We start from the raw sequence: 15,879 nt of genomic DNA on the forward strand, positions 1-15,879 counted from the left end.
TATTTAGAAATTGAACTTTATTATAGGGGTAATAAATGGTCTAAATGGTATACCAGCTAAGTGTGCGGAAAAAAATACTGTGTAGAATCAAAAGACTCGTTTTACACAGAAAGTTCAATAAAAATGGTAGTAAAACATCCGTCCTATCATTGGAACATTGATATCATTATCAACACAATGCAGTGGTGCACTGCAAACCGAATATTAAAACAAGTGAAAGGAAGTTTTAATGATTTGCTAATCAAATCAATCGGAAGTTTAAAAGTAGCCCCGGCAAGAATCGAACTTGCATCTAAAGTTTAGGAAACTTCTATTCTATCCATTGAACTACGGGGCCATTCTTAAAATGGACTGCAAAAATATGTTTTTTTGAAAAACTAATACGTATCCGAGGCCCAATTTTGGACATTTCCCAAACCCACAATAAAAACTGACCGATCAGGTGTTTATCCGTTTCTTTTCCTCTTCTACAAGAATTTTTTCCAAATAGGAACGGGACAATGGTTTGTCCACATAACCCGCTATTAAATGGTGCTCCTTGGCAATGGTCCTATCACTGGAATTGGCAAATGCCGACAGCACATACACACTGGGCAACGGATGGTCCTTGAACAATTGCTGCAGATTATTGAGAAAATCCCAGCCACTCATCCCATCCATGACCAAATCCAAAAAGATAATGTCCGGAAGCTTATCTTCTTCTTCTGCCATGGTGATACAGGTCTTTAACCCTTCTTCACCACTGGAACAGGTAATGATTTCAAAATCACCGGGAGATTGTTGTATGCAATATCGGGTGGCAAACTGCGACACCAGATCATCGTCTATTATGCATGTGGTAAGTTTCATTTACGGGCAATTTAGCAAGGTTTGGGACAAGCAAAGCTATATGCATGTCCCTTACCTGCCATTCAAATTCGTTGTTTTGCCCAATTATCCCGTCAAATCAACCTTAATGCGGCAATTTTGGGCTCAAAACGCCATACAGGAACGCTCCGAGCAAGGCACCAAAGATCACCACAAAAATGGGCCAGTACCCAGCTCCTGCCAAAATGTACATAGGTCCGGGACAGGCTCCCGCCAAGGCCCAACCCAATCCGAAAAGGGTACCCCCGGCAATATACCTTGTAAAAGATTTTTCCTTGTCCTCAATCTTGATCGGCTCTCCAAAAAAGGATTTAACCTTGGATCTTTTGATCACTTGTACCAGTATGATACCGACAACCAAAGCGGAGCCGATAATACCATACATATGGAACGAATCGAACTGGAACATTTCATAGATCCGAAACCAAGAAGCAGCTTCCGATTTGTACAGGGTAATCCCCAAAATAGTTCCTACAATCATAAAATACATATTCTTCATGCTCCAAAAATTAAAGGGTACAACAAATGAACCATGACCAATCCGCCGATAAAGAATCCGATAACGGCAATAAGTGATGGTTTCTGTAAATTACTCAGTCCGGAGATCGCATGCCCCGAAGTACAGCCCGATGCATACCGGGTACCGAATCCGACAAGGATTCCGGCCACCAACAATATGATCCAGACCTTGGGTTCTGTAAGTGCCTCCATACTGAACAATTCAGTCGGCAGATAGGCAGTACCCGCACTCTCGAACCCGAGTCCCTGTAATTTTTCCACCGTTTTTGGGGCAATGTCCACAGCATCGTTGGGTGTCAGATAATGAGCAGCAATAAAACCGCCAATTACTGAGCCAAGAACCACAAAAAGGTTCCATCGCTTGGACTTGACATCCGTTTTAAAATAATCGACAAATTTGCCCGCACCACCAATAGAACAAAAGGTTTCAAGATTTGAGGACATGCCGAACTTTTTTCCCATTAGGATCAGTATTGCCATTAAAAAAGCAATAAGCGGCCCTGCGACATACCAGGGCCAAGGTTGATAAATCATTTGTTTTAGATTAATTATTAGTACTCTTCAAAATAATGAAAATCCCTCAGTTATAAAACCAAAAAATCACATTAACTACATTTTTTGTCGGAGTCGGAAACTCCAAATTTCTTTAGGATGTCCTCGAGCAAACACCATTTGGTGATCGAAGACTGCAAAAGGTTGGCTCCCACAAAAGCAGTGAACCACAACCAATTGATATTCAGATATATGGCCAGCAACAAACTGATCAAAATAAATGTGCCTGCCACTCCCCTAACAATTCTATTTCTCATATTTTAATTTTAAACGGTTCTTTGAACGGGAAGTTCCACAGCCCTAATTGGGTTGGTTGTCTCACTTTCCCTATTAAATTCTTCCAATAATCGGAACACTTCGGTCACTTTATCCTCCGGACAGAAGGAAAAAAACAGGTTTGAGGCAGCACCCCCGCGCTCACTTGGAAACCAACTGCTGGTATACAATAAGGGCGAGGCACTTTTGTAACCGTCGATGTCCGAGCCACTGAAACTTTCTATTCCAGCCTTTTTAAATATTTTGAGGACCTCTTTTTTATATTCCTCCACAGTGGTCACAATGATCATTTTCATGTTAGTTGTAATTTTTACGTTCAATCATATAATACACCAAAGGCACCACCAAAAGGGTCAAAATGGTAGATACGATGGTTCCTCCCATCAATGATATTGCCAATCCCTGGAAAATAGGGTCGAACAAGATCACGAAAGCACCGATCACAACTGTACCGGCAGTCAACAAAATGGGTGTGGTACGCACGGCTCCCGCCTCGATCACCGCCTGTTTTAATGGAATGCCCTCATTCAACCTTAGGTTGATGAAGTCGATCAACAACACCGAGTTTCGAACCATGATTCCCGCCAGGGCGATCATCCCAATAAAGGAGGTTGCGGTAAAGAATGCGCCTAACATCCAGTGGCCCAATACAATCCCGATCAGCGACAAGGGTATGGCCACCATCATCACCATGGGGGCCTTAAAGTTTTGGAACCACCCAACAATCAACATATAAATGATCACGATCACACCTAGGAACGCAATGCCCAGATCCCGGAACACTTCCAAGGTTATCTGCCATTCGCCATCCCACTTCACGGTATAATCGTCCTCAAATTGGGGCTGCTCCATATAGAGTTCGTTCATGGTATACCCTTTGGGCAATTCCAATTGGTTCAATTTATCGGTCATCCCCAAAATGGCATACACCGGACTTTCCAATTCACCCGCCATATCGGACATCACATACACCACCCGTTTTTGGTTTTTTCTATAAATGCTCTTCGCTTTGGTTCCTTCTTTGATGGTCACCAAATCGCCAATTGCGATCATGTTCCCTTGTTGGGAAGCCACCTTAACTTGTTTGATCGCTTCCAAAGTGGATTTATCCTTTTCACTGATGGAAAGTACAATCCCAACTTGATCAAAAGCATCCTCATTGTACACATGGGTCACCGGATTTTCCCGGAATGCCATCGCCATTACCTGAACAACTTGTTGTGGAGTAACCCCATAAAGCATGGCCTTTTCCTTATCCACCACAAAATCATATTCCACTTGATCGTCCTCTACCATCCAATCCACATCCACCACATCGGGCGTGTTGTTCAAAATACCCTTTACCTTATCGGCAACAGCCATCTGTTCGTTGTAATCAGGCCCATATACTTCAGCCACGATGGTAGACAATACCGGAGGTCCTGGGGGAACCTCAACAATTTTGATATTGGCATTGTACTTTTTGCCCAATTCTTGGATTTTTGGGCGCAACAATTTGGCAATGTCGTGGCTCTGTTCGTTACGATCGTGTTTGTCGATCAGGTTTACTTGAATGTCTGCCATATTGCTACCCCCACGCAGGTCGTAGTGTCTTACCAATCCGTTGAAGGTAATCGGTGCAGACGTCCCCACATAGCTTTGGTAGTTCACCACCTCCGATCTCGTGGACAGATAAGCTCCAATTTCTTTGGCTACGGCTGCGGTACGTTCCAAGGTGGTGCCTTCGGGCATATCGATCACAACTTGGAATTCGTTCTTGTTATCAAAAGGCAACATTTTTACCGCCACCGATTTGGTGAAGAACATGCCCACGGAAGCCAACAGTAGCACTACTGTAATGCCGATGAATACCCATCTTTTTTTACGGCTCTCGATCAACGGTTTTTCAAAACGCTCGTATGCTTTGTAAATGAACGTGTCCTGAATTTCGACAGGGGGCTTTTCCTCGCCTTTTTTCTTGTCCTTTTCCCTTAGGAAGATGTATCCCAAATAAGGGGTAATGGTCAATGCCACAAACAGGGACAACAACATAGCGATGGACGCACCAATGGGCATGGGTGACATATATGGACCCATTAAACCTGATACAAAAGCCATTGGCAATACAGAAGCAATTACCGTGAACGTGGCCAAAATAGTCGGGTTACCTACCTCATTGATGGCATAGAGTGCCGCATCCTTGAACGGCAATCGTTTCATTTTAAAGTGACGGTGCATGTTCTCCGCAATGATAATGGAGTCGTCCACCACAATACCTGTTACGAATACCAAGGCAAACAAGGTGATTCGGTTCAGGGTATAGTCCAACATGTAATAACTTAGCAACGTCAAAGCGAAGGTAATCGGCACAGAAAGGAATACCACAAGGCCTCCTCTCCAACCCATGGCCAACATCACCACAAACGTTACCGCGATAATAGCACCGATCAAGTGCATCAACAATTCGGAAACTTTTTGGGATGCAGTCTGCCCGTAGTTTCGGGTAATCTCCACATGCACGTCGTCTGGAATCAGGTTGGTTTTTAAATGTTCCACTTTTTCCAAGACCACATCGGCGATCTTCATGGCGTCGGCTCCTTTACGTTTCGCAATGGAGAGGGTTACCGCTGGGTACTCCGATTGGTATGTTTGGGCTTTTTCACTGGCCCCGCCAAAGCCAAGGGACACATAATTCTTGGGCAACTCCGGTCCGTCCAAAACCGTGGCCACTTGTTTTAGGTATATGGGCTGACCTTGTTTGGTGCCTACGATCAGGTTTTCCAAATCTTCCTTGGTCTCCAAAAATTGACCGGTACTGATATGGAACTCGGTATCGTTGGACAAGAAATTACCAGCATCCATTTGTTGGTTGTTGGCTCTAATCATTTGAGCCATGGCCAAAAGATCTACCCCGGACTCGGCCATTTTGGCCTTGTCCACCACAACACGCAATTGACGGTTACGGCCACCTATCTTTTTGGTAATGGAGACCCCGTTCACTTTTTCTATTTCATTGATCAATTCCCCAGAAATCTCACGTAACTGGAAATCGTTGTATTCGTCGCTCCAAAGGGTCAGTGCCAGCATGGGCACATCGTCAATGGCACGCGTCTTCACCAAGGGCATGGTTACCCCTTCGGGCATTTGGTCCATGTGCTTGTTGATCTCATCGTACAAGCGCACCAAGGAACGTTCGATGTCCTCGCCCACATAAAACTGTACAATCGCCATTCCCTGCTCCTGCATGGAAGTGGTGTACACATATTCCACCCCCTTGATGTTGGATATGATCTTTTCGAGCGGTTTTGTAATCCTGGATTCCACCTCTGTTGGGCTGGCCCCCGGGTATCCCACAAATATGTCCGCCATGGGCACATCGATCTGAGGCTCCTCTTCCCTGGGTATCAGAAAGGAACTGTACACCCCAATGACCATGAACACGATCATGAGCAGCACCGTTAACTTTGAGCTGATAAACCCTTTCGCTATTTTTCCTGCAAGTCCGTCTTTCATTTTTCCTTGATTAAGGGTTTATTGAATGGTTACTTTAGCGCCATTGAACAGCTTGCCATCTGCGGATACGATATAGGTTTCGCCCGCAGACAATCCGGACAACACTTCCACTTCATTTCCATAGGTCTCTCCCAAACGTAACCAACGTAATAGGGCCACATTGTCCTGACCCAAAGTATAGATACCGGTCAATTGTCCTTTTTGGATCAAGGCTACAGATGGAACCGTTACCACTTTTTTGGTGTTTTCGGAAGTTTCCGTCTCGAGCCTTACGGTTGCATACATACCTGACAAAATCTTTGCATCGGTTTCATCCAATTGTACTTTCATCAAATACTGCCCACCGGTGTTCTGTGCCGAAGCACTCAACTCGGTCACCTTACCGGTAACCGTTGTACCCAAGGCATTTATCTGAATCAATGCTTTGGCACCCACTTCTATTCCGATGATGTTGTCCTCGGCCACTTTGGCCACTACTTCAAACCCACCTGGAGATTCCACGGAAACCAAGGGCACTCCCGGATTGGCCATATCACCTTCGTCGATATAGGTATTGGTAACCACGCCACTGAAGGGCGCCCGAATATTGGCATAGGCAAATTGGGAGTTTACTTCGTTCTTCATTTGATTTGCGGCTTCCAAACGTGCTTTGGCCATTTCGTAACGGGCGGTCATATCGTCCAATTCCTTTTGGGAAGCACTGTTCTCATTGAAAAGATTTTGGAATCTTTCATAATCCTTCTTGGCATTGTTGAAAGCAACGGTTGCCTCAACAATGGAAGCCTCCACTTGGGCCTTTTTGGCACGTAGGTCCACATTGTTGATGGAAATCAACAGATCACCTTTGTTTACTTTTTGGCCGATCTTTACGGGCAACGATTCTACATAGCCCATCATACGGGTGCTCAACGTAGCTTGGTTCACTGCGTTTATTTGACCGCTTCCTGCCAAAATGGTGTTGCTGTCCCCGGTTTCCACCTCCGCAACGGTCACTGGAACCGCTGGTTCAATGTCCTGTTTTTGCGCTTTATCACTTCCACAACTTGCCAAGGTAATTCCCAAGGTCAGAGCGATGAAAGCATTTTTATATATCGTAGTGTTTTTCATGTTGCAATTATTCTTTGGTTAAAAATGATACTAGTGATTGTGCTTGATTGTATTCGAAGATGGTTTGGTAGTAGGCCAATTGTTTTTCGGCATACATGGCCTCGGCCATCAACAAATCGGTTGTTTTTTCCAGACCTTCCTTAAACCTATTGGTACGAATTCTCAATGATTCTTCGGATTGGTCCATAGCCAATTTTGAGGTTTGAAGCCTACTCTGCGCATCTTCAACCATCCTTCTGGCGCGTTGAAGCTCCATAGTACTCTTGGCGACGTACTGTTCGTATTCTTGTTTTGCTTTTTCATAGTTTGTCTTGCTCTTTCCTGCTTTAGCAAATCGTTGTGCCCCCTTAAAGACATCCCAACTTAAACTGGCGCCCACAATGTATCCTTTAGCGTCTGCACGAAACACTTGGTCGTCGTACATTTCGTAACTGGCAAAGGCATTGAGACGTGGCAAAAAGGTCATGTTCTCGGCTTTCATATTGGCCTTGTAGGCTTCGGACACCAAGTCCATGGCTTTCACATCGGCCCTGTTTTCCAAGGATGCATCATTAGTTGTTCCCAGGTCTACGGGCAGTAGTTCTTCGGAAGGTTGGTACACCACATTGCTTTGTTCGTTCATTAAAAAAGCCAAATAGTCAGAAGCATTTTTTACGTTGCTCTTGGCCGTGTTCAACTGGTTCTCCACCTCGTTGACCCTCACCTTCACTTCCAATAGATCTGCTTTTTGCAATAACCCTTGATCATAGCTGTTTTGGGCCATGTTCAAGTTGGCATTGGCAGCCTCGAACGCTTTTTCCAGCACCTGTACCGCCCTATGGGCCAATTGTAACTGGCCAAAGGCCTTTTGTGCTTCAAAATCCAAATAATCCCTGGTTCGCAAGGCCTTAAGGTCCATGGCTTCCATGGTGGTCTTGGCCGCTTTGCGTTGATAGAATCCATCCAAATTGATCAAGGGTTGCTCCACCGAAATCTTGGTGGCATAATTTTCCACTTGATCGGGATCATTCAACAAATCCGGATTAAAATCGGCTTGGGTAAGTATGGCTTGGTTCAATTTGGAACCAAAGGCCATTAACGGATTGGTCGTAGCGATACCGGTATGCAAAACCGATATTTGAGGCAAAAAGATGGAGCTTGAAAATTGATAGTCGTATTTCGCCATCTTCGCCTCCTGCTCCGATACTTTGATACTTGCATTGGACTCTTGCACGCGTGCAAGGACATCCTCCAAGGAAATCTTTACCTGGTCCTGTGCCAGCAGTGATCCTTGAATGCAAATAAGTGTGATTGCTATAATAATTCGCTTCATATACTTGTTAAAATTTGAGCCAAAATTAGAATCGTTCCAAGTTCCACACAGTAACCTGTGTTACTAAAAAAATAGGGAGGAAAGGTGCCCTAAACTGAAGAGATCCTTGCAAAGTAACTATGCCGCGGGACGCTGCACAATGATGAATATCAGGGTGTAGGAAAATTTATGGGCTGTGTTGGCAGTTGGCAACCCGACTTTTATTTGTGCAGTTCCAACCAAGGCCATGTAACCTAATTTACAGACCCCTTCATTACTCTACGTGCCCGTGAACAGAAACGGCCATTTTTACGTGGCCGCTTCCATATTACAATAGCATACTGGTCAATTGCACTGTTCGCGTGCACCGTCCAAAATAATATCAAATGCTTCTTGTGTGAGAAACTGTGGCGCATAGGTGGCACCATTATTTTCCAAGCTTTGTACAAAACTTCTCAAATGGTTGCGCGAACCACATTGCAGACTTGCAAACACCTCTGCAATATCCGAATTGGATGTGGCCTGAATGTTTTCTTCCAGATCGATAATATCCAAATCTTCGATGGTGGCGCCAACTGTGAGTGCGGCCACTTCGTCCACAATGCCGTCCGTTACGAATTTATCGTACCAGGCCTGCAGGTCTTCGTTGCCAAATTGACCCTCTTCCAAGATTTCATAGTCAATATTGTAAGCTTTCACCAAGGTTTCTACGGCATTCATGTGGGATTGCTCGCTTTGCATAATGTTTTCAAACTGTATCAATCCCCAATACGCATTCAAAAACTTATAAGTATCCCTCGCCAATTTTTCCTCTTCCAACATGAACAATAAGGCATTTTTGTCTTCTTCGTTGATAGTAGATGTGTTATCAGTGGTGTCATCCGAAGATTGATTGGAAGCATCATCCACATTGGTAACAGCGTCATCAATGCCATTGTCAATTTGAAAATCCATCGGATCATCATTGGAGTCCGAGCAACCCATAATCATGGATGACACCAATAAAACCGAAAACAAAATCAATCCCAATCTTTCCAAACGTACTTTCATAGCTTTTTCCAGTAAAATTGATATTTACCGGAATAAGCCACAGTAACAATTGTTACGGTTCCTCAATGAAATGAAGTGCCCTAACAGGATTTTGGCAAAAAAGAAAAGTTTTAACGCGGCATAATACCTGCACACGTTAAAACTTTATATGAATGGAGAAACTATTCTTTCTTTCCGCTATTCATCATGGCCAAGACGGCCACAATCAGAATAACGACCACCAGGGCAAACAGACCTATCATCCAGATACCGTTTTCCCAAACTACCAAAGGAATCAAATTGAGTATTTTCACGATGTATTGGTTTTAATTGGAATCAAATTTAATTGCTTAACTAACTTCAAAACATGATAATTCTCATAATTCGCCTTTGGTAATCATCTGAACTATACCTTTTTACCCTTCAGCATTTTATTCCAATACAAATGGGGCAATCCATATTTTTTCAGCATCCAAAGCCTCCAATGCTCCTTGGCACTGTTGAACACCATCATTTGCTTTAATTTGGGGTCGGGCAAAAAGGTATTGGAATAATCGAATTCCGCAAGGGTCATTTTGCCATAACCCGTAACCAACGGACATGATGAATACCCATTGTAGGACCGATTGTCCACCGAGTTATGGTCCATCAAACTCAAAATATTTTCCACTACAATGGGCACTTGCTTTCTAATGGCCGCTCCGGTTTTTGCAGTGGGCAGGGCAGCAACATCTCCCAAACCAAATATGTTGGCGTATTTGTTGTGCTGCATGGAATTGTGGTCCACATCCAACCAACCGGCTTCGTTGACCAAGCTTGACTCACGTACAAATTTTGGTGCAGCCTGTGGTGGGGCCAAGTGCAACATATCAAACGGTACCTGAATATCGACATCACCGATCATTACCTCACCCAATTCATTGTCCTCGTTTATGATACACCTATTCTCTTCCGGGGCCGTGTGGCTAAAGTGTACAATCTTGTTTTCTACATCGATCTCCTTCGGAGCGTAAAACGGTTTAAAATGAATGCCATACCGATCGATGACCTTCATTAGGGTTTCACGGATTTCCTTCACACCAAAAATCACGGAACCCGGAGTGGCAAAAATGACATTGGTCTTGTCCTTTAGTCCATGTTTCCCGAAATAATCCGCAGCCAAATAGGCAATTTTTTGCGGGGCACCCCCACATTTGATCGGTGTTGTTGGTTGTGTGAACAAAGCGTTCCCGCCTTTAAAGTTTCGTATGGTCTCCCACGTAAATTCTGGATCGATATAATTGCTGCAGGCCACGCCTTTCTCAAAAGCTTCCGGTAAGCCTTTGATCAAACTGGGTTCCATGACCAAACCAGGGGCCACGACCAAATAATCGTAAGTAATCGCTCCACTGTTGGCTGTGGAAACAGCGTTTTTTTCTGGATCGAAGCCAGTTGCCTTATCCTTGATCCAATCCACGCCACTTGGCATAACATCCGCCGTGGGCTTGGCAGTTTTAGTAAAATCGTAGGACCCTGCCCCGACCAACGTCCAAGCGGGTTGGTAATAGTGTACTTCCGAAGGCTCGATAATAGCAATATCCAGCTTCTTGTTGTTTCTCAAAAGTTGGGCCGCCGTCATGATTCCTGCTGTTCCGCCCCCAATGATCAATACCTGATAATGTGATTTCATTGTTGTTCTGTTAATTTTTCCTGTAAAATATTGAGGTTTGTCATAAAAAAGTGTAACCCATGTTACATTATCCTCAAAATGTGCAGATTAATACCTAACAACCATCAAAATCGAGGCACAAAAAAAGCCGCTCCAAGCAGAACGGCTTCTTTTTATCAACCAACCAAAAAACCTAATTTTTGACCTTGCACGTATTGATCCCAAAAAGGGTGTACAATGGGCAAAAACTAACAAAACTCGTCAAGACAAATATGGCTGCCAAGGCCAACAGCACATATGCCAAGGTTCCTGAAATCACATTAAAATAGTACAATGCACCGACTACTATGGCTAGGATTACTCGTATTGTGCGGTCTGCACCGCCCATGTTTTTTTTCATAATGTATAGTTTATGATTCCTATACAAGTTACCAAAAAATGCATCTCTCCTTCTTCAACACTTCATTTTTTGGTTTTCAGCGCATTACCTCAAAATTAGTGAACCCGTTACGCCAAAATGGTAACCTTGGTTACAGAGCCTGTTTTATTTTTATGGTATTTTTAAATTTGAGCCTTATTGAAGGTGATTACATTGATTTGATAAGGAATCTTGGATTCATACGACTGAACTTTTGCCGACTATGATGGACTATATTGATGCTTTTGTGAACGGATTTATGGGGACGGTCAATTGGACCTGGAAATCCATATTGTTCGAAGTCCCCTGGTATACCAATTATTTTTGGGGGTTGACCGTAATCTCCTTGTTGGTTTGGGGATTGGAAATCCTGTTTCCATGGCGCAAGGAGCAGTCCATTATCCGGAAGGATTTTTGGTTGGATGGTTTTTACATGTTCTTCAATTTCTTCATTTTCGCCATTGTGATCAGTGGGGTGTACAAGGTGTTGGCCGTATTGTTTTCAGATTTGGGCATTACCTCAAAATCCCTTGCCCTTGTAGATATCGCCCATTGGCCCCAATGGCTGCAATTGACCGCCTTTTTTATCGTGCTCGACTTTGTACAATGGTTTACCCACGTGCTGCTCCATAAATACCCAGTGTTATGGCAGTTCCACAAAGTGCACCACAGTGTAAAGGAAATGGGTTTTGCCGCACACCTTCGGTATCATTGGATGGAAAACATCCTGTACAAACCTTTGAAAACCTTTGGGGTGATGATATTGGGTGGTTTTGAACCGGAACAAGCCTATATTGTCCATTTTGCCGCCATTGCCATTGGCCATTTCAACCATTCGAACATCAAATTGACCTATGGCCCATTAAAATACTTACTGAACAACCCCGTGATGCACCTGTACCACCATGCCTACACCATTCCTGAAGGATCGTACGGTGTTAATTTTGGCATTAGCTTGAGTATTTGGGATTACATTTTCAAAACCAACTACATTCCTGAAGATAGCGGAAAGATTGCATTGGGTTTCCCGGGGGATGAAGAGTTGCCCAAAGGATTTTGGGGACAATTGGTGTATGGCTTTAAAAAGCCCAAAAAAGGGACTTACTGATTGGAATCGGCGGGCACATCAAATGTTATGCTCCAAATACCCCTAACCTCATTTGTTGAATAGCCAATAGCTTGATCGGCGGGATATAACCTTTGGATATTTTCGAGCACATTGGAAACAATGTTTTCTTCGGGTTTGCCATGACAGTTCAAACACATATCATTGGTTACAATAGGATAGTAAAATTGAACTTTTCCATTTTCCTCAAACCAAATAGGGTCAATCCCAGAGCCTGAAACCAAGTCCTTTTTAAAGGATTCGATATGTACCAGTTCCATTTTGTTGGCCTTGTTATTTGGGTTACGAGGCTTGTCCGACACCCTTTTGATCTTTGCATTAAAATGGGTGGCCATGCTATCGGTAAGTGGATAGGCCCTTTCGTTGCAAAAAACAACGGCCTGTTCCACGCCTTGGCGCTGTATGGTGCCCATCAGGTTTTTGCCCAACACTTTTTGGGTCTCAGTGGCGAATTGCATCCCCATTTCCTTCGGGTCATTGTTTTTGGGAGTCTCCTCCAATTTGTTGCCTTTGTTGTACAGGGAATCACCTCTACGATCCATCCAGTGATCTTGGAACCATTCTGGCTCATCTATACGATAATCATAAATGTACTCGGCAATCTTGCGAACCTCATCTTCCGGAAACTGTTGGGTGGGCATAATCCCAAACCTGCGCACGGCGCCACGCATCATGGATTTATCTTGGGAAGGTGATTTTACAAAATCGATGATACCGTTCACAAAAGCTTCCTTGCTCGGATACACATCCAAATAATGGGCTTTTACAGCAACCATGGGTGGGGCTATGCGTTGTTGATTTTCACCCAAGGATGGGTTGTGGCACACATAACATTTGGTTTCCAACAACTTTTTTCCTTCTTGGGATGAAGTTGTCAGTTGCGCGATGGGTTCCTGCGCGGTTTCGGTTGTTTTTGGTCCCTGCTTGCAGGAAAACATCAAAAGAATGGCCGTGAGGGAAAGAAAAAGGGGTTTCATCAGCGGCCGAGTTTTCCGTTGGCACAACTCACAAACGACTTGGCCTTTAGGGAAATGCCGTTGGCCTCGTCCACTGTGGGGTAGCCCATTTTTTTCAGGGCCTCTTTAATTAAGGAAGCGTCATCGGCGCTTTGATGCTCAAAGCTAACCGATGCGCTTTCCTTCTCCACAATCACATCTTTAATACCGTTCATTTGAGACAACGTATTGGAAATGGTCCTTGCACAGCCTCCACATTTGAGATTTTGTACTTGATATGTTGTCCTCATGATTGTATGTCTTGTTTAGTAGGTCCAGGTTCGATACCCTCCCTTCAAATCGTATACTTCCTTAAAACCCATATCCACCAGCTTTCTAGCAGCCCTCTGGCTTCTGTTTCCAGACTGGCAATAGATAAATAGGGGTTTGTCTCTTTTAAATCTTGAAAAGGCAGATTCAAAAGCCGAGCCTTGGAAAAAATCAATGTTACTGGCCCCTTTAATATGGCCCGACATAAATTCGGCTCGGGTCCTGACATCGACCAATTGTACCTTTCCTTTTGAAATTGCTTGTTTGTAATCTTCACGGTCCAATACTTGAACCTCTTCCGGCATTGTGTGTCCTTTGAACAAAAAGCTCAGTAGCGACATAGGCTTATTCAATTAATTATGGGCCTAAAATACCTTGGTTCAAATTGTTGGTCAGTAACGCTGGTTACACAAGGATAAAATGTTTTTATTTCATCCTAATTTTTTATCCAATCGTTATAGCCACCGGAATAGTCGAAGATTTGAGTAAAGCCCTTGCTCCTTAGTATTTTTGCCGCATAGCCGCTTCGGGAACCCACCAAACAGTAAAGATAAACAGGTTGGTCTTTGTCCAAAGTCTCGATCTGCTTCATAAAGGTGGTGCGGTCACTCAAATCAAAGTTTACCGCATCATCAATATGGCCTGCATTGTATTCGCCGGGAGTTCGAACATCGACCAACTGTACATCCTTTCCTATTACCTCGGTCTTTATAGCTTCCTTATCGATCCTTTGTATAGGACTTTCCTTCTGGGATTGGCAAGCAAAAACATTTATAAAGACAACGAGTAACAGTAAACGCTTGATTACGCGTTTCATCGTATTCTTACTTTAATGTAGACGGACAAACATAATTTGTTACCGGTACGCCTTCCTTCTTTATATCCTCAAAGCCACCAGATACGTCTACCAAGTTGTGAATGCCCCTACTTTTTAAAATGGAAGCTGCCACCATACTTCTGTACCCACTTCGGCAATGGATGTAAAAGGTTTCTTTTTCTGGAAACTCGGCCAAATGATCGTTCAGATAATCCAGTGGTGTTAAGTGAGCATCCACAACATGCTCCGCTTTATACTCCGATTCTTTTCTAACATCGTAAACGGGAACGCCTTTATCCACCATCTTCTTGAACTCCTTGGCATCCACATTGGCTACCGTATCCACTTCCTTGCCGGCTTCTTTCCAAGCTTCAACACCACCTTTCAAGTATCCCAAAGTCTTGTCGAAACCTACCCTTGAAAGTCGAGTTACGGTTTCCTCTTCCCTTCCTTTGGGTGTTACCAACAAGATGGGTTGTTTTACATCGGCGATCAAGGCACCTACCCATGGAGCGAAACTTCCGTCCAAACCGATAAAAATAGATCGGGGTACGTGGCCTTTGGCAAAATCGTCTTGATGACGTACATCCAGGATCACGGCTCCTGTTTCATTGGCTGCCACTTCAAAGGCATCGGGACTCAAAGCCTGGGTTCCTCTTTCCAAAACGGTATCGATGTCCTCGTAACCTTCCTTGTTCATTTTTACGTTCAAGGGGAAATATTGAGGTGGAGGAAGAAGACCTTCGGTCACTTCTTGTACAAATTCCTCCTTGGTCATATCGGCCCTTAGGGCATAGTTCATTTTCTTTTGATTGCCCAATGTGTCCACGGTTTCCTTCATCATGTTCTTTCCACATGCGGAACCTGCTCCGTGAGCTGGGTAAACAATTACATCATCTGCCAAAGGCATAATTTTGGTACGAAGGCTTTCAAACAACGTGCCCGCCAACTCCTCTTGGGTCATGTGGGCCGCTTTCTGGGCCAAATCTGGACGACCAACATCACCAAGGAACAAGGTGTCCCCACTAAAAATGGCGTGGTCTTTTCCGTTTTCATCCTTTAAAAGGTATGTGGTACTTTCCATGGTGTGTCCAGGAGTGTGCAATACCTTAATGGTAATTTTTCCCAATTTAAATTCTTGGCCATCCTTGGCAATTATGGCATCAAATGATGGGTTAGCAGTAGGTCCGTACACTATGGGCGCGCCTGTTTCCTTGGAAAGGGTAACGTGTCCACTCACAAAATCGGCATGGAAATGCGTTTCAAAAATATATTTGATCTTAGCTCCGCTTTCTTCTGCTCTTTTAATGTAGGGCTTAACCTCTCTCAATGGATCCACAATGGCTGCTTCCCCCTCACTTTCAATATAATATGCCCCTTGGGCCAAACATCCGGTGTAAATCTGTTCAATAATCATGTGCTATGGTTTTTCCCAAATATAGAATTGTAGTTTCAAAACGTGTGTGACTAAA

Annotated in this window: 18 protein-coding genes and 1 tRNA gene; 1 reads left to right on the forward strand and 18 read right to left on the reverse strand. The window is 43.9% G+C overall.

The genetic code is table 11. The features are described 5' to 3' along the window. Positions 1 to 265 precede the first annotated feature (265 nt). The 13 genes from EO131_RS12560 to EO131_RS12615 form a co-directional block, all read right to left on the reverse strand. Positions 266 to 337: transfer RNA gene (locus tag EO131_RS12560), tRNA-Arg, on the reverse strand. A gap of 101 nt (positions 338 to 438) precedes the next feature. Continuing rightward, positions 439 to 849, reverse strand: a complete 411-nt coding sequence (locus EO131_RS12565) for a response regulator (protein WP_127022618.1) — start codon at positions 847 to 849, stop codon at positions 439 to 441. A gap of 103 nt (positions 850 to 952) precedes the next feature. After that, positions 953 to 1,366 (reverse strand): YeeE/YedE family protein, encoded by a 414-nt coding sequence (locus EO131_RS12570; protein WP_127022621.1) that lies wholly within the window; start codon positions 1,364 to 1,366, stop codon positions 953 to 955. Further along, positions 1,363 to 1,920, reverse strand: coding sequence for a YeeE/YedE family protein (locus tag EO131_RS12575; protein ID WP_127022624.1), 558 nt, complete (start codon positions 1,918 to 1,920; stop codon positions 1,363 to 1,365). Before EO131_RS12575 ends, EO131_RS12570 begins: the two co-directional genes overlap by 4 nt. A gap of 71 nt (positions 1,921 to 1,991) precedes the next feature. After that, entirely contained in the window at positions 1,992 to 2,195 is a 204-nt protein-coding gene (locus EO131_RS12580; protein WP_127022627.1) for a YgaP family membrane protein, read from the reverse strand. Positions 2,196 to 2,204: 9 nt separating this feature from the next. Beyond that, a complete protein-coding gene (locus EO131_RS12585; protein WP_127022630.1) occupies positions 2,205 to 2,510 on the reverse strand; it encodes a hypothetical protein in 306 nt (101 codons plus the stop codon). Between the two features lies 1 nt (position 2,511). Next, the gene (locus EO131_RS12590; protein ID WP_127022632.1) at positions 2,512 to 5,706 is read right to left on the reverse strand and encodes an efflux RND transporter permease subunit; all 3,195 of its coding nucleotides are present in this window, start codon (positions 5,704 to 5,706) and stop codon (positions 2,512 to 2,514) included. An 18-nt stretch (positions 5,707 to 5,724) separates the two neighbouring features. Further along, the gene (locus EO131_RS12595; RefSeq protein ID WP_127022635.1) at positions 5,725 to 6,813 is read right to left on the reverse strand and encodes an efflux RND transporter periplasmic adaptor subunit; all 1,089 of its coding nucleotides are present in this window, start codon (positions 6,811 to 6,813) and stop codon (positions 5,725 to 5,727) included. Between the two features lie 7 nt (positions 6,814 to 6,820). Next, positions 6,821 to 8,125, reverse strand: coding sequence for a TolC family protein (locus EO131_RS12600; protein WP_127022638.1), 1,305 nt, complete (start codon positions 8,123 to 8,125; stop codon positions 6,821 to 6,823). 324 nt (positions 8,126 to 8,449) lie between these two features. Beyond that, a complete protein-coding gene (locus EO131_RS12605; protein WP_127022641.1) occupies positions 8,450 to 9,154 on the reverse strand; it encodes a DUF2202 domain-containing protein in 705 nt (234 codons plus the stop codon). A gap of 161 nt (positions 9,155 to 9,315) precedes the next feature. Continuing rightward, a complete protein-coding gene (locus tag EO131_RS17410; protein WP_262707787.1) occupies positions 9,316 to 9,447 on the reverse strand; it encodes a hypothetical protein in 132 nt (43 codons plus the stop codon). Between the two features lie 92 nt (positions 9,448 to 9,539). Beyond that, entirely contained in the window at positions 9,540 to 10,802 is a 1,263-nt protein-coding gene (locus tag EO131_RS12610; protein ID WP_127022644.1) for an NAD(P)/FAD-dependent oxidoreductase, read from the reverse strand. A 172-nt stretch (positions 10,803 to 10,974) separates the two neighbouring features. Beyond that, the gene (locus EO131_RS12615) at positions 10,975 to 11,181 is read right to left on the reverse strand and encodes a YgaP family membrane protein (RefSeq protein ID WP_127022647.1); all 207 of its coding nucleotides are present in this window, start codon (positions 11,179 to 11,181) and stop codon (positions 10,975 to 10,977) included. Between the two features lie 241 nt (positions 11,182 to 11,422). Here EO131_RS12615 and EO131_RS12620 point away from each other — a divergent pair, with 241 nt between their 5' ends. Then, positions 11,423 to 12,307 carry a sterol desaturase family protein gene (locus tag EO131_RS12620; RefSeq protein WP_127022650.1) on the forward strand — a complete coding sequence of 295 codons (885 nt, stop codon included), beginning with the start codon at positions 11,423 to 11,425 and terminating at the stop codon, positions 12,305 to 12,307. Here the strand turns inward: EO131_RS12620 and EO131_RS12625 are convergent. From EO131_RS12625 to EO131_RS12645, 5 genes are all read right to left on the reverse strand, one after another. Next, positions 12,301 to 13,302, reverse strand: coding sequence for a Tll0287-like domain-containing protein (locus EO131_RS12625; RefSeq protein ID WP_127022653.1), 1,002 nt, complete (start codon positions 13,300 to 13,302; stop codon positions 12,301 to 12,303). The two genes, EO131_RS12620 and EO131_RS12625, sit on opposite strands and share 7 nt — an antisense overlap. After that, complete coding sequence (locus tag EO131_RS12630) at positions 13,302 to 13,571, reverse strand: heavy-metal-associated domain-containing protein (RefSeq protein WP_127022656.1); 270 nt, start codon at positions 13,569 to 13,571, stop codon at positions 13,302 to 13,304. The genes EO131_RS12625 and EO131_RS12630 overlap by 1 nt, the downstream gene beginning before the upstream one ends. Positions 13,572 to 13,586: 15 nt before the next feature. Continuing rightward, the gene (locus EO131_RS12635; protein ID WP_127022659.1) at positions 13,587 to 13,931 is read right to left on the reverse strand and encodes a rhodanese-like domain-containing protein; all 345 of its coding nucleotides are present in this window, start codon (positions 13,929 to 13,931) and stop codon (positions 13,587 to 13,589) included. A gap of 95 nt (positions 13,932 to 14,026) precedes the next feature. After that, positions 14,027 to 14,407 carry a rhodanese-like domain-containing protein gene (locus EO131_RS12640; RefSeq protein ID WP_127022662.1) on the reverse strand — a complete coding sequence of 127 codons (381 nt, stop codon included), beginning with the start codon at positions 14,405 to 14,407 and terminating at the stop codon, positions 14,027 to 14,029. Positions 14,408 to 14,414: 7 nt separating this feature from the next. Further along, the gene (locus EO131_RS12645) at positions 14,415 to 15,824 is read right to left on the reverse strand and encodes an MBL fold metallo-hydrolase (RefSeq protein ID WP_127022665.1); all 1,410 of its coding nucleotides are present in this window, start codon (positions 15,822 to 15,824) and stop codon (positions 14,415 to 14,417) included. Positions 15,825 to 15,879 lie beyond the last annotated feature (55 nt).

This window comes from Flagellimonas beolgyonensis (assembly GCF_003992615.1).
In the GTDB taxonomy this organism is placed as follows: domain Bacteria; phylum Bacteroidota; class Bacteroidia; order Flavobacteriales; family Flavobacteriaceae; genus Flagellimonas; species Flagellimonas beolgyonensis.